Below are 14,937 nucleotides of genomic sequence, written 5' to 3'. Positions count from 1 at the left end.
ACCGTGGCTTTTGTTCCACTGGCCCTCTATAGAAGGGGAGGAGAAAAGAGGATGATGAGAAGTGAAGCAAGACGGGCGCAGGCTCGGACATCAGAGATGTTCGCACGTGCCGGCATTGTTCTGTCGGCCGAGGAGCAAAGTCAAATCGAAGTGGCGGGCTTTGGGCTTGGCAACCTGGAAGAGCAGGGACTCGAACTGATCACGTACGTCAACACGGATCGCTACTGTGCGAAGGAGCTCGTGCTTTTCCCAAGGCAGACCTGTCCAGAACATCTGCATCCTTCCGTGCATGGGGAACCCGGCAAAATGGAAACGTTCCGCTGTCGTTGGGGATGTGTGTATCTCTATGTTGAAGGTGAGAAGACGACAGAGATCCAGGCTATTGTCCCTGCTGGCAGCGAGTCTTGTTACACCGTGTTCCACGAGATTGTCCTGCATCCTGGAGAGCAGCATACCATTCCTCCGGGGACGAAGCACTGGTTCCAGGGTGGCCCGGAAGGGGCGATCGTCTCTGAGTTCTCCAGCACGAGCCGAGATGAATTCGATATTTTCACGGATCCGAAGATAGCACGAATGCCTGTTATCGTTGAGGATGAGGAACACTAGCCTCATGAACCATCGCAAATCTATATCGTTTTTGAAATCGATCGAAGCCTGTAAAAGGCGATAGTAGAATCTAAAACATGAATAAAGCCAGGAGGCAGGAATGAGAAATACAGCACATATTCAACTTAATGCACGACAGCAGCAGATGCTGGATCGCATCTCCCTGGCAGGAGAAATGCGGATCGCCGACCTTAGAGAATCGTTCCAAGTGACAGAAATGACGATCCGGCGTGACCTGGAGAAGCTTGAAGAAGCGGGTTCCATTAAACGAACATTCGGCGGTGCCATATACGTAGGTCAGGATGTGGCGCTCAAAGAGCGCTCCGTTTTATTCATGGAAGAGAAAATGAAGATCGGACGCAGAGCTGCAGCTCTTATACGTCCCGGAGAGTCCGTGTTTCTCGATGGAGGAACGACCACTTTGCAGGTAGCGCGGTTCCTCCCTCAAGGGATGGATGTTACCGTGGTTACCAACGCATTAAACGTCGCGGCAGAACTATCCGCCAAACAAATTCCTACGATGATGACCGGCGGCATGCTTCTGGAATCCACCCATTCCCTCGTTGGTCCCATGGCGGCCCAGAACTTGGCGGGGATGGCATTTGATCGCGTCTTCCTAGGGGCGACGGGCGTTGATATTGAACATGGATTCAGCAACTCCAATATCTATGAAACGGAGATCAAACAGATTGCCATCAGGCAGTCGTCCGATGCGGTGATTGTGCTGGATCACACCAAATTCGGCGCGAAAGTGCTCGTTTCCTTCGCTTCATTATCGGGTATTCATCGAATGATTACCGACGAGTCGCCAGATGAAGCCCTTTTGCAGGCGTGCATCGATAACGGCGTTCAAGTAGATATCGCGGATTGACACCCAGTACACAGGAGGTTCGGCCATGCTGCGGTACCCCAAACTGCAACAACTGCGTTCGTTTGTAGAACACAATCGTTTTATTCCAAGGCAAACGCATATCAGGATTTTTCTGGGGTTATGCCTTCTGTTTACTCTTGTTTCCGTCCCCTTTATCTTCTTGTTGACAAGCCAGTTCTCGAAATACGCGATGAAACAGATCGATAAAGTGAATCAAGCGGAGCTTGCGCATTCACGGGACAATGCGGAATTTATCTTCAACAAAATGATCGCATACGGTTTAAATATGTACGCCGACAAAGACATCCAAGCATGGATGTCATCCGGTATGGAGACGGGGGAAGCGGAGGTCGAGGCTCTTTCTGCCGGAACGAGATATATGACGACCGAGCCATTCCTTGAGAATGCTTATTTGATCAACATGAGGACGGAACACGTCATTGATCTCAAGTATGGAATATCCTCGTTCAAACCTTTCAAGGACCAGGACATTTTGGCTTTGACCAAGCAACCACGGAGCGCTTACCAGCGGTATTTCATTCACCGGATAAACGGACTGCAGATGCTTGCGCTTATGATTCCAACGGTGCCTTCCGGTCAGCCCTCATACGGTTATTTGGTTCTTTTTCTGGATAATGCCTTATTGAAGCAGTATTTGCTCAAGGATAACGGGAATGCGGGGTTCAATTCCTTTATTCTCGATGATAAAGGTGAGGTCATGCTCGGATCCTCCGAATCTAAGGAGCTATATGCCGAGTTGGCTGCCAAATCGGTCCACGACTCCGGGAAACTAACCCAGATTTACGAAGGGGATTCATGGTCGATTCAGTATGCACGCATTGAACCGCAGGGCTGGAGTCTCTATCAAATGGCCAAGATGGAAGGAATTCGCTCTGACTTCCAATCGTTCCAAGCGAAGATGATGGCGTTTATTGCTTGCATGGTCGCTTTGCTGCTCGCTATTTTATTCTGGAATTCAAGGCGAACCTATATGCCCTTTTCGCAGCTGGCGAATCAATTGGAAATGAAGTTCGGTCTTCTCTTGAACAACAAAAAAAACGATTATGGCCCGACGGAAGAATATAAAGTCATCCGTTACGGAATCGAGATGCTGGAGGATCGAATGGTCCAGCTCAATTCGTCTATGCGGGAGCACCGCGACGTGATCAAGACCGAATACCTGAGGCAATGGGTCCTTCAAGGCAAGCTGATAACGCCGGTTGAGCAGTATCTTCGAGAACAAACCAAGCTGTTTCAATACGAAGGACTGTATGTTAGCGTTATTCGGATTAACGGATACAGCGCGTTTAAAGAGAAGTATAGTTTCGCCTCCAGAAAATTAATCAAGTACGCAATGGGCAACATTGCAGAAGAGATCATGAATAGAAGAGGCTACGCAGAATCCATTGATCTGGGCAGCGACCATCTCGTTTTGCTGGTAGCCGGCAACCCGCTCTCTAGTGAGCATATAACGGCACTCCTAGAGGAAGTAAAAGAACAGATATATCATTGGACACAAGTCCGGATTACGTTATCGGTCAGCGAGCGAAAGGGAATCAGCGACGATATACGTGCTATATACCAGCATATCCATGAATTGACGATGCTTAAATTCGTCTCAGGTGAAGATAAAATTTATATGGAAGGCGATTTCGAAAATTACATGCGAAGTGTTCAGCCACTGGCTGATGACAATCTGGTGGAGGAACTGATTACGAAAGTCCGATTGGGCAAGCCTGAAGAGGTCATCGCAGGCTTGAATGAAATTTTCGTTCATATGCAGTCCATGCATTATTCACAGAGCAGGTTTCAGCTCTCATTGATGTTATATACGCTGTTTAAGTCCTTCAACAAGCTTCCTTCCATTGAATCTATAGAAGGAATAGAGAACATCCTGGAGTCGTTCGATACGCTCTTTGGAGTGAGGGGCTGGTTGGAGAAGGAATTGCTCGGTATTATCGACGAATTAAGTCTTCGTAAAGGTTCAAGCCGCAAAGATGAAATCGTTACCGAGATCGTGGATTACGTCAAAAATCACCTTCATGACCCGATGCTCACGATCGAGGAGATAGCCGAACACCTATCTTTATCGACCAGGCATGTGCGGCAACTGTTCAAAGACGTCCTGGACCTGACGCTGTCTGATTATATTCTGCAGGCTCGCATCACGAAGGTGAAGGAATTGCTCGTCTCGACCCATTGGACCGTTACGGATATCGGAGAGAGGGCCGGCTTCCAGACGAAGAGCCACTTCTTCACGATCTTCAAAAAAGCGACCGGAATGACGCCGAGCCAATACCGGGATATGGGATAAAAGATGGGAGGCCTCCAGCCGTTCGGGTGGAGGCCTTTTCTAATGAAGGCTCATCCCTCATCCATCCCCGCATAATGGCAGCGATCACTGAAATCGAGGGGCAAAAAGCGGAATTGCGGGCTCATATACGGTGTTTTTCCGTTTTGCGAACCCGATCTCCGAATTGAGAACCTTGATTTTTAGGGGGTTTAAGCCGTTACTTCCGTTATTAGAACTATACAGACCACCCGCAGGAATTTTAAGCTTGGTCGTAGAAAAAACAATCGCTTATGCGGAGAGGAGACGGACACAAGGTGGGAATGGTCAGAGAAATCGTCAAGAACAAATACTTATATGTACTATCTTTGCCGGGATTGCTGTTTTTGCTAATATTCGCCTATTTGCCTATGGCTGGGCATTTGATCGCATTCAAAAGGTATCGTTTGTCAGATGGTATATGGGGGAGTGAATGGGTCGGTTTCGATAATTTCAAGTTCTTCTTTATGGGCAGCGACTGGTATAAGGTTACGTTTAATACGATCTTCCTCAATGGATTATTCATCGTCTGCGGCCTGGGCATGGCCCTGCTGCTCGCGATCCTCCTGAATGAAATTCAAAAAGTGGTCTTCAAGAAGATCGCACAGTCGTTTATCTTTATGCCGTACTTTATTTCATGGCTGGTCGTCAGCATGATGGTGTTTGCTTTTCTGAACACGACGGACGGCATTCTGAACCGGACATTGGCCGCCAATGGGTTGGATCCGAAAAATTGGTACCTGATGCCCGAAGTCTGGCCGGCCATTCTGACGGTCATTTACGTATGGAAATTCGCAGGTTATTACTCCATCATCTTTCTGGCCGCGATTACGGGGATTTCCGGAGAATATTACGAGAGTGCCAAGATAGACGGGGCCACCCGGTTTCAGCAAATCATTCATATTACCATCCCATTAATTCGCAACGTTCTCATCGTGCTGGCTTTGCTTGGGGTTGGACGGATTTTCTATGGAGATTTCGGAATGATATACGGGATTGTCGGAGACACCGCTCCTTTGTATCCAACCACTGATGTCATCGACACCTACTCTTACAGGGCGCTTCGGCAGTTAGGCGATTTCAGCAAATCTTCCGCGGTTATTCTCTATCAATCCGTCATGGGGCTTGTGACGATCTTGATCTTTAATGCCATCGCCAAGAAAATCGACAAGGATTCCAGTTTATTCTAAAAGAACTCGGGAGGCTCAACATGGAAAGTTCGATTCGTCAGGTCAAATCTGTTAAAGCGATAAAGGTAAAGACAGACCGCTCGCTATCCGAGAAGATTTTTCTTTTCTTTATCTACGCGTTTAGCGGCGCGTTCGCCTTGATCTGTTTTATTCCTTTCTGGCTCGTGTTCATTAATTCGTTCGCCGCGGAATCTTCCATCAAGCGGAGCGGATATCAACTGATTCCGCAGAATTTTTCCTTGGACGCTTATCAATATCTAATGAATGGCAGGCAGATTGCCAGCAGTTATGCCGTATCCATGACCGTTACGATCATAGGTACCGTACTCGCGGTGCTGATTACCGCTATGTACGCCTACGTGCTGTCCCATCCCAAGGTGAAGTACCGCAATGTATTGTCCTTTTTAACCTATTTTACGATGATCTTCGGAGCGGGTTTGGTCGGGTTCTATATTCTTATCGCCAATTGGCTTCACCTCAAGGATTCGCTCTGGGCGCTTATCCTTCCTTACATGTTGAATCCGTTCTTTGCCTTCATTATGGTTTCTTTCTTCAGAACGCTGCCCTATGAGATTAATGAAGCGGCAACAATCGACGGTGCCAACGATCTGAAAATCTTCTTCAAGATCATCATGCCAATCTCCAAGCCGGTCATCGCGACAGTAGGCTTATTCTATGCGCTGCAATATTGGAATGATTTCTTTCTGGCGCTCATGTTCATCGACGATTATAAGCTTCATCCGCTGCAGATGATGATTCGCCAGTTGATCTCCAACATTAATATCGGCGCCTATGTCGGCGGAAGTCAAACCACATATACCCAGCCGCTCCCAACTTATAGCGTGCAATTGGCAACGGTATGCGTAACGATTGGTCCGATTTTCTTTTTGTACCCATTCATTCAAAGGTATTTTGTCAAGGGAATTACCATTGGCGCCCTGAAAGGCTAGTCTTAACCCGGACACATCCGGTTGAGAATAGAACCAACCACATTAGGAGGTCACAGTATGAAAATAAGAAAAAGATGGTCGATGATGCTGGTCCTGTCGCTTATGATGGCGACGTTAGTCGGGTGCAGCGCAAGTTCCAACGATACTGGTAATGCTGCCGGCGATTCTTCTTCAAAGGGCGGCACGGCGCCATCTGCGGGAGCAGCAACGACCAAGCTGGATCCGGTTACGCTTAAGATTATACTTCCGGGCGATAGGCCGGCCGACATGGATCTCATCATCAAAGAAGCTGAGAAACGGATGGCAGACACGATTAATGTGAAGCTCAATCTCGTATTCGTACCTTGGTCAGATCTGGCCCAGAAGACTCAGGTCATGCTTGCATCCGGTGAAGATGTTGATCTGATCTTTGATGCACCGTGGCTGCACATGGAACAAATGATCAGCGCCGGTTATTACGAGCCGCTGGAAGATTTGCTGAGCAAGTACGGTCAGGATGCCGTTAAAGTGAGATCCGAGCAAATGTTTAACGCCAACAAATTTCAAGGCAAAATCTACGCTCTTCCTCTTGGCAACACGCATTTGGCAGGAAGAACGTATTTGGTCCGCAAGGATTTGAGGGAGAAGTATGGCCTTCCTCCGATTCAAACCTATGACGATTTGATTAAATTCGCTTACAAAGTGAAGGAGAATGAGAAGGATGTTATTCCGCTGCTCGCTTACGGCCAAGCCGGACAGAAAGACGTCTCGTGGGGCGCTTTCAGAGCCTTCATGGAGTACGATCCACAGATTCTAAGATCAGACGCTTTGGGGCAAAGCCTGGTTCTATACTACAAAAATAATGACGGAAAGGTCTATAACCTGTTCGACGAGATGGAGCCAAGAGTCTGGTCCTGGATTGAAGATGCCAGAAAGCTGTATACCGATGGCCTGATTCATCCCGATATTCTCGCCCTGAAGGACATTGATTCCGTCATTAATTCCGGGAAAATCGCCGTTGCCGTCTACAACGAATTCGGCGTTCCGTCCAGCATGAGCGCTGCCGTTGCCCAGAACGTTCCGGGCGCAGAATTGGAAGCGGTTACCTTCATCCAAACGGAGAAGGGCAAGAACATCACCAATTTTAAGCAGGCGAACTTCCAGGCCATTCCGAAGGTCAGCAAAAACAAAGAGCGCGCCATGATGTTCCTGAATTGGACGGCTCAGAAGGAAAACTATGACCTGCTCGCATATGGGATCGAAGGAACGCATTACGAAGCGGTCGGAGACGATCAATATAAGCAAATCGGCACGAATTACTCTTACTTCCCTTATGCTTGGATCTGGAATCCTACGATGGACCGTCTAAATGCCGGCTTCGACGAAGAGACGATTAAGCACTATAAATTCAATAAGGATGCGAATAATCTAACCACCAGCATCTTGACGGGCTTCTCGTTCGATCCGAGCCCGGTAATCAATGAGATATCCTTGTACAACGCAACTGAGGATAAATATTATAGCGCATTATTCGACGGCGCGGCCGATCCGAACGAGACGTGGGCGAAATTCAAAAAAGAGGGCGAAGCCAACGCCAAAAAAATTCAGATTGAGCTTCAAAAGCAAATCGATGCGTTTCTAGCGAGCAAATAAGGCGAGATCCCATCGGTCCAGTCGATCATCGGCGGGTATTCGGCATATGGCCCGGGTACCCGTTTTTTGACTGCAGAACAGAATGAGCTACAGCATTGAATTGCCGGATGGGGACGTGAAGGCTACTTCAGGGACTGGAAGGGGGTGATCAACTTTTATACATGGGTAGGGAAGAAGAGCTGACTATATCGGCAAATTTCGCGAACGCCAAGAAGCAGTTCTTATCTAACGATGGAGGTTGATCCAGTTCATGAACAAAAAAATCGTAAGCTGGTTGCTGGCTCTAACGCTTGTCCTCGGTTATGTACCCATTATGCATGCCAATGCGGAGGAAGCGGTCCTGGAGCCTTCGATGGTCAACTTATTGGCGGCAGACATGGATGTGCACTTTAACGGAGGATCCAGTCCGTTGACGCTTTCCAATGCAGCATCAGGAGGCTCGCAGCAGATCGTTCAGGTGGATGGCAACAACGCGCTCGAGCTTCGCGACGCCTCGTTTGGCTCGAATCTGTCGAGCTACTTCTATTACCGGACCTCTTCCGGAACCTTGAAGAATCGCATTAATGAAGTTTATAATTTGCCGATCGGAAGCCCTCCGGTGGATTTTATACTCGAGTATAAGCTCCATCGCAGCGCTGTAAGCGACAAGCCTGTAGCCAAAGACATCTATGCCCAGATTCAATTCGGCAACTTCGATAATAATCTCATCCCACGGTTCCCGGTGAGCGCCACGAGCATTACCGGGACAGCAGCTTATCTGAATACCTCTTCCGCGGCGCTTCAGACGGTGACCGACAGCGACATTCCGAGTTACCGGTTTACGGTGACTCCCAACGGCGGGCAGCGCAATATCTCGACTGTAGAGCTGGGCTTCTCTGTTAGGGTCGACACCGGTGGGACGGACGAAGCCTACGTCATTGACGATCTGGCGGTCTACGAGGTGGGTACCGTACAGGACGACGAAGCGCCAACGGCGCCATCAAACCTGATCGTCGTGAGCAAGACCGACACAAGCGCGTCCTTAAGCTGGACGGCTTCGCAGGATAATGTGAGTGTGAAAGGATATGACATTTACAGAAATGGCGTACTGACCCAATCCGTAAGCGGACTCGTGACAACGCTTGAAGACGGCGGATTATCGCCGAACTCGGAGTACCGTTATACCGTAAAAGCGAAGGATGGCGCGGGGAATGTATCGGATCCCAGCAATGAAGTAACGGTGACGACGGACGCATCGGCAGGTGGACTTCCCGCGCCTTTTGGCGATCGGGACATCGGCAGCGTGACGATTGCGGGCAGCGCGAGTTACGATTCCGATACGAACTCGTACGAGGTGAAGGGCTCCGGCAGCGACATTTGGGGAACTGAGGACGCGTTCCATTATGTCTATCGGCCGTGGACGGGGAATGGACAGATCATAGCGCGTGTTGACAGCGTTCAGAATTCTGCCGAGTGGACGAAAGCGGGATTGATGATCCGCAGCGACATGACGAAGCAATCGCCATATGCGTTCATGGCACTTACGCCTTCGCATGGCTCGATCTACCAATCACGCCAGCAGTCTGCCGGAGCGTCGACCCTGACGACGGGAACAACGACGACGGCTCCATATTGGTTGAAGCTTGTGCGGGATCAGAGCGGGATCAGCGCATACGATTCAAGCGACGGGACGAACTGGATTATGATCAAGCGGGAAACCATCAGCATGGCGGATACCGTCTACATCGGGCTGGCGGTTACCAGCCATACCAATAGCAGATTGGCTGCTGCCGTTTTCGGACAGGTGAGCATCGGCGAAGCGCCGCCGGTGGAGAGCACCTATGCGCCTTTTCCGGGAACAATCGAGAGCCGGAAACAATGGCTGTGGAACAAAACCAAGACGATGCAGGAAGAGAGCGGACCTATCAATACTGCGGAATATGTCGCTCAAATTCTGGATGGCCAGAATGTCGCAGGCAACCTGAAGAAGCTGGACGCGCTATTTCAAACCTATGATTGGGAGCAATACAAGACGATGGCCAAGATGTACGCCTACCTGATGGCCGGAGATCAATTCAGCAGCGCCATGATGGAGCATGTCAAACAATACTTTGCGTCATACGCTTACGCTGCTCTGCCCCAAACGGAAAATTTACGGATGAGCAATTATGCAACCGGATATCTGGTCGGGCAGTATTTTCCTGACCTCGTAGACCTGAACGGCAATTCGGGAGCCAAGCTGAAAAGCATGAATAAAACGAACATTGAAGACATGATTCATGCCGGCGTCCACAAGGGGTGGGCGGAGTACGAAAGTCCGGAATACACATTTATGACCTATTTGTGCCTGAACGCCATCTATCAATATACCGATGAGCCTGACTTGAAGCAGGAAGCCAAAATGGCGATGGACGTCATGTGGTTCGAATGGGCAAATGACTGGATTGACGGATACACCATCTCCTCTGTGAGCAGAGCGAAAGGAGACTCGGTCTCGGCCAGCGACCCTACCTGGAGAGGGGCGGACCATACGGCGCTCGCGTGGTCTTATTTCGGATCGCATCGCGCACAACAAACGGTAGGCGAATCAGACAGCTCGGCGCCATCGCTTTACCGGCCGTACCTGGAATATCTGGGCCTAGTCCTCTATAGAGGGATGGACTACGAGCCGCCCGAGATGGCGGTTCGAATCGGGCAAACCGCTTCTAAGGAATATGAGTCACGCAAGTCCAATCTACAAAATTCGAGTGGGCGGGGGATGAAAATTTATCGTCAGGCGTATGTAAAGCCGACATGGGGCCTGGCAACCGAGGTGCAGTACAGCAGGGTCGATAACTGGATCGAGGATCTTCCCGTTGTTCTTCGCTGGCAATCCGATTCCGCGAATCCTTTGTTTAGATTATCTACCGATCAGGGCACCGCTCCTATAGGAAATTACGACCAGCCTTCCAGTCACCGAATCATGCAGGATGGCAAGGCGGCGGTCGGGGTATTCAAACTGCTGAACAGCCCAACGACCAACTATATCAACGCCATGTTCCCGGACACGGGCTCGATTCTCAGCAGAGAAGAGCAATCCGGATGGGTGTTCAGCAATGCGGGGACAATGTATTTCGCCTTCAAGTTCGTCAAGCCGACTTCCTGGTATTACCAGACGTCAACCGATCCGTCAAACAAGGTCAAGACGACGACGCAGCTGCATCCTACAGCGCAGCTGCTATACAGCTACAACATTCTCCGCAGCCAGGCCGACACGAACGGCTGGGTGCTGGAAACGGCGGATCGGGCAGAATATGCGGATTTCGCCAGTTTCAAGAGCGCCATTCTTGCCAAGACATCGGTAGACAGCAGCCATATCAACGATACCAATCCACGTCTCATCTATCAAAGCTTAAGTGGAGATACGATGGATATCACTTTCGATTCGGCCGAAGGACCCTACAACAATACACACAAGATCAACAATAAGGCGATTGATTATAATTCATTTAAGCTCTTCGACACGCCTTGGCTGCAGCAGGAACCTAACTCCGACGTGTTCACGGCAACCGAAGGTGGTGAGAAGCTGGTTTACAATTTCGCAGATTGGACGATTACCCCTACGGGAGAACCCGTGTCCGTGCCTAACGCCAGTTTTGAGGATGGAACCGGAACTCCTGACTTTTGGACGGAAGTGTCCACGGAAGGTAATCCCTCCGTTACCTGGGACTCTGATTTGGCAAGAACAGGCAGCCGTTCTGCCAAGATCGTCAATGCCGCTTCAGAGGATAAGGGCGGATGGAGCCTGTCCGACACCAATATGATCGCTATCGATTCTTCGGCTTCGTATACGTTCAAAGCTTGGGTTAAGACCAGCGATGTCAATGCGACTGATGGAGCACGCGCTGTCATTACCTGTTACAGGAGCGATGGGACCGTGACAGGAAATGCTTCCTTCTCGAACGAAGTAAGAGGAACGAATGGTTGGACGCAGTTGACGGTGAACGCCGTTACTCCTGCGGATGCGGCCAAGATCAGGATTGATCTTGAATTGAACGGAGCGGGTACCGCTTGGTTCGACGATGTGGGGCTGATTAGCGAAGGGGCTGTAACGGTACCCCCGGTGAAGCCCTTATTCGAGGATAAATTTGACGGCGGGCTCTCCAACTGGGACTTGTTCGGCAGCACGGCATGGCAAATCCAGGGGAGCGAAACTTCAGCGGAGCTGATGGGAACGACGACGCTGACCTACCCTCAACGAGTGGTGGTCAAGCCGAATCTGCTTCCATACAGTACCCAGAATTACAGTCTGGACTTTCATGCAAAGGGAGACCGTTTCCGGGCGATGTTCCGGTACTCCTCGGGCACGAGCTATTACTTCTTGGAATTTAAAAATTCCAATGCGGTGGAGCTGTGGAAGTACGCTGATTCGGCAGCGAATGTCCAAGTTGGTTCCGCCATTAATATCAGTTCATTCCTGCCGGGATTCTCTCTGGCGGATTGGCATGCGTACCAAGTGGAAGTTAACGGGAACGATATCAAGCTGTCCATTGACGGAACGGTAGTGGGTGCATTCAGCGACTCGTCACTCTCTTCAGGCGGAATCGGGTTCGCCTTAAAGAGTACCGGAGCAGCTAACACCGTGGAAATTGATCAAGTGTCGGTTAGACCGATCAAATAAACGACTGCTGCGACTTTTACCGGGTAACTCATGCAGCTCTGCTGCAAATGCGGAAAGAAGGAAGAGACAAGGCGCTTTTGAATACGGATGATTTCTGGCTTTGTACCTAAGCTTACTCATGAAAGTCACGAATCCAGATGGAAAGCCATCGCAGATCAGATTAGAGATTCTGGAATGAAGGAAACTATAACTGCGGCCTTAACATAAACCGAGTCGTTCAGGTAGTGAGAACCATTGTCAAAGCTCAAAAGAAGAAGCGCATTCTGAAATCAGAATACGCTTCTTTTGTTCATTTGCGTATTAAGAGCTGCTAATACTGAGAGTGGAGAGCTTGGAATCCCAAACAACCTGGATGCCCATTTGCTTCAACAGGGAAGCGGGGATCATCGTTGCACCTGTGATCAGATAGGCTGGGCTGGACAAAGCCAGCTTTTGCCCGTTCAATTCGGCTTCCGTTGATCCTATTTGAAAAGTGACTGTATTTTGTTGGTGCTTCATCGTATATACGCTGCCGTTCGTGACAGGAGAAATGTCAAGCGATGCGCCCAGCTCTTTCACGACACTTTTCAACGGAACACTGATCAGATTGTTGTTCATCATGGCTGGAAAAGAAGCAGGGAGCAGTTTACCATTGATGACTACCGTAATTGGAGTCTGGATGCGTACTGGTACATACTCCATTCCATCCCCGGAATTCCTCGGTACCCCGATTTCATTCCACTGATTGGCTCCCCAGCCCCATACCTGTCCTTTGGAGTCGATCGCCAGACAGTGAGTGTCACCGGCGGAGATGGAAACAATGCCACTAAGTTCTTTCACTTTTCCTTCTTTGCCTGCTGGCTTTTTGCCGTAAGTCCACACTTCTCCTTGGCGGGTTAGCAGAACAGCATATCCATTTGCAGCCTGTATGCTTTTTACCTTGAGCTGAGGATAGATCTTCGAAGCTTTTCCAGACAGTTTGATCACGGACGATGCGTTCGTGATAGACCATTTCCAAGCAGATCCAGCGGCGTCGACTCCGTAAGCCTCAGTGGAATTGTACACGTAAATTTGCTTTAATGGCGGTAATCCATATATCTGTGAAGGAGACGAGAGATTGAGCTGCTTGTCCTTCAGCTCCGCCGAGAAGATCCAGACAGATCCGGACGAATCAAGAGCATATCCCTTTCCAGCCGCAGCATCCAATTGGACAATTTTACGGAGTCCCTCGACTTGGACGGGCCTGCTGGATTCTCCGGTTTCATGATCCCTCATCCATGCCTTTACGGTTCCATCCTTCGTGAGCGCAAAACTAATCTCATTCAACGTTGAGACTTGGGAGACATCTGAAATTTGTGGCAACTGCCTTGGCGGCTGTGATTCTCTGTCTGTACTATAACGATTCCCCCATTCCCATACACTGCCGTCTTTCCTAACCCCAAGCTGATATCCGTTGCCGTTGGAAGCAATTGAAGTCATTTCTGAAAGCGTGCTTAATCGGACAGGTGCGATCATATTTGAAGTTGCGGTCGTATCCGTGATGCCCAGTTCACCATATAAATTTCGGCCCCAAGTCCAAACGGAACCATCTGCTCGCAGTCCGACCGAATAGTAATTGCCGGCTGTTACCTGACTAAAGGCCGTACTTTGGGTAACAGGAATATGGATCGAAGTAGCTGAAGAATCGGAAAGGAAGGATGATGGGACAGCGGCAACCGGGCTTGCAGCAGTCAGAGCCGAAGCTTGAGGGGAAATGGCTAGACCCGCAATAGCCATAACTGCAAGCTGCTTATGGAGTGCTGGCATGCAAAGAGATTTCTTCATAATATTCCTCCAGAGACATGTTTTATTGAATCTAATGACGCGAACAAAGGGGAAAAAGTTGCGCGACTCTAATTCCACAAAGCCGGGAACGTCTAATCGTTTCCCGGTTTTTTACGTTATTACACAACATTCTTCACTGGACTCCGTCTTAAACTGTAGTAACTTCTGAAGGCTCACTTCAGAATGATGAAACGGGGTGCGCTCTTGAACAGCATATTCATTTCCATTCTTATGCTTTGCTGTATGTCAGGTTGGAATCCTTCTCCGCACGTGATGCCTATGGGCGAGCAGGAAGTGACACGATTGATGGCTCTAAAGATGGATGTAAACGGATGGGACGTTACGCGGAAAGGGGATACCTACTTATTCACGTCCAGGCCAGCGGACCCTGAAGCCAATGGCAGAACCTATGCTGTGAACGCTAAGACGGGAACCGTCTACGATGAGACCTCCGGTGGACCCGAGACCAATCTGTACATCAAGGAATCACCTAATTTCAAAGATATTTGGAATGGTACGACCTATTGGAAAGAGATTTTAAAGCTTGCTAACGCCGCTATTGCTCATACCGGAATGGTTCCCGACCGTGAACTATGGGTATCGGGAGGATATGGGGATGGCTACGTTTATGGAGATGTTCTAAAAGACCACAAGCGAGTGTATATCAAACTTGACGTGTTTACGAAGAAATGGGAAGAAATTGAAAAACCATGATCACTGCGGTTGACCAAAGGCTGCCGGCAATCCGGCGGCCTTTGATATTTTTTAATTATAAATATATCTTATTGATTCAACCGAGGAAGATCGGAATATGATTGAACTGTATGTCTACATTCCAATGGGAAGGGTGTTTTTAATGAAAAATACAATGATCGCGAACATAAATCATCTTTGGAGGGCGATCATGATCTGACCCT

General features: G+C 49.3%; 9 protein-coding genes. 8 read left to right on the top strand and 1 reads right to left on the bottom strand.

Annotation, left to right across the window (positions count from 1 at the left end; all coding sequences use genetic code 11):
* Window positions 1-51: 51 nt before the first annotated feature.
* From MUG84_RS18355 to MUG84_RS18325, 7 genes are all read left to right on the top strand, one after another.
* Entirely contained in the window at window positions 52-606 is a 555-nt protein-coding gene (locus MUG84_RS18355) for a D-lyxose/D-mannose family sugar isomerase (protein WP_244727408.1), read from the top strand.
* A 100-nt stretch (window positions 607-706) separates the two neighbouring features.
* Window positions 707-1,477 (top strand): DeoR/GlpR family DNA-binding transcription regulator, encoded by a 771-nt coding sequence (locus MUG84_RS18350; protein ID WP_244727406.1) that lies wholly within the window; start codon window positions 707-709, stop codon window positions 1,475-1,477.
* Window positions 1,478-1,502: 25 nt separating this feature from the next.
* Complete coding sequence (locus MUG84_RS18345; protein ID WP_244727404.1) at window positions 1,503-3,791, top strand: helix-turn-helix domain-containing protein; 2,289 nt, start codon at window positions 1,503-1,505, stop codon at window positions 3,789-3,791.
* 299 nt (window positions 3,792-4,090) lie between these two features.
* Window positions 4,091-4,996, top strand: coding sequence for an ABC transporter permease (locus tag MUG84_RS18340; protein WP_244727606.1), 906 nt, complete (start codon window positions 4,091-4,093; stop codon window positions 4,994-4,996).
* Window positions 4,997-5,016: 20 nt separating this feature from the next.
* Window positions 5,017-5,946 (top strand): carbohydrate ABC transporter permease, encoded by a 930-nt coding sequence (locus MUG84_RS18335; RefSeq protein WP_244727402.1) that lies wholly within the window; start codon window positions 5,017-5,019, stop codon window positions 5,944-5,946.
* Between the two features lie 57 nt (window positions 5,947-6,003).
* The gene (locus MUG84_RS18330; RefSeq protein ID WP_244727400.1) at window positions 6,004-7,578 is read left to right on the top strand and encodes an extracellular solute-binding protein; all 1,575 of its coding nucleotides are present in this window, start codon (window positions 6,004-6,006) and stop codon (window positions 7,576-7,578) included.
* Window positions 7,579-7,828: 250 nt separating this feature from the next.
* Complete coding sequence (locus MUG84_RS18325; RefSeq protein WP_244727398.1) at window positions 7,829-12,217, top strand: fibronectin type III domain-containing protein; 4,389 nt, start codon at window positions 7,829-7,831, stop codon at window positions 12,215-12,217.
* Window positions 12,218-12,517: 300 nt separating this feature from the next.
* Here the strand turns inward: MUG84_RS18325 and MUG84_RS18320 are convergent, their stop codons facing one another.
* Entirely contained in the window at window positions 12,518-14,020 is a 1,503-nt protein-coding gene (locus MUG84_RS18320; RefSeq protein ID WP_244727396.1) for a stalk domain-containing protein, read from the bottom strand.
* A gap of 183 nt (window positions 14,021-14,203) precedes the next feature.
* On the opposite strand from MUG84_RS18320, the gene MUG84_RS18315 reads away from it, so the two are divergent.
* Complete coding sequence (locus tag MUG84_RS18315) at window positions 14,204-14,734, top strand: hypothetical protein (protein ID WP_244727394.1); 531 nt, start codon at window positions 14,204-14,206, stop codon at window positions 14,732-14,734.
* Window positions 14,735-14,937 lie beyond the last annotated feature (203 nt).

The organism is Paenibacillus mangrovi (assembly GCF_022898935.1).
GTDB lineage: Bacteria > Bacillota > Bacilli > Paenibacillales > Paenibacillaceae > Paenibacillus_AQ > Paenibacillus_AQ mangrovi.
This window is presented reverse-complemented; position numbering and strand designations above follow the sequence as displayed.

Excerpts from the sequence above, each read along its gene's own strand:
- MUG84_RS18355 (WP_244727408.1), top strand. The coding sequence starts at position 52 with ATGATGAGAAGTGAAGCAAGACGGGCGCAGGCTCGGACATCAGAGATG.
- MUG84_RS18350 (WP_244727406.1), top strand. The coding sequence starts at position 707 with ATGAGAAATACAGCACATATTCAACTTAATGCACGACAGCAGCAGATG.
- MUG84_RS18345 (WP_244727404.1), top strand. The coding sequence starts at position 1,503 with ATGCTGCGGTACCCCAAACTGCAACAACTGCGTTCGTTTGTAGAACAC.
- MUG84_RS18340 (WP_244727606.1), top strand. The coding sequence starts at position 4,091 with ATGGTCAGAGAAATCGTCAAGAACAAATACTTATATGTACTATCTTTG.
- MUG84_RS18335 (WP_244727402.1), top strand. The coding sequence starts at position 5,017 with ATGGAAAGTTCGATTCGTCAGGTCAAATCTGTTAAAGCGATAAAGGTA.
- MUG84_RS18330 (WP_244727400.1), top strand. The coding sequence starts at position 6,004 with ATGAAAATAAGAAAAAGATGGTCGATGATGCTGGTCCTGTCGCTTATG.
- MUG84_RS18325 (WP_244727398.1), top strand. The coding sequence starts at position 7,829 with ATGAACAAAAAAATCGTAAGCTGGTTGCTGGCTCTAACGCTTGTCCTC.
- MUG84_RS18320 (WP_244727396.1), bottom strand. The coding sequence starts at position 14,020 with ATGAAGAAATCTCTTTGCATGCCAGCACTCCATAAGCAGCTTGCAGTT.
- MUG84_RS18315 (WP_244727394.1), top strand. The coding sequence starts at position 14,204 with ATGATGAAACGGGGTGCGCTCTTGAACAGCATATTCATTTCCATTCTT.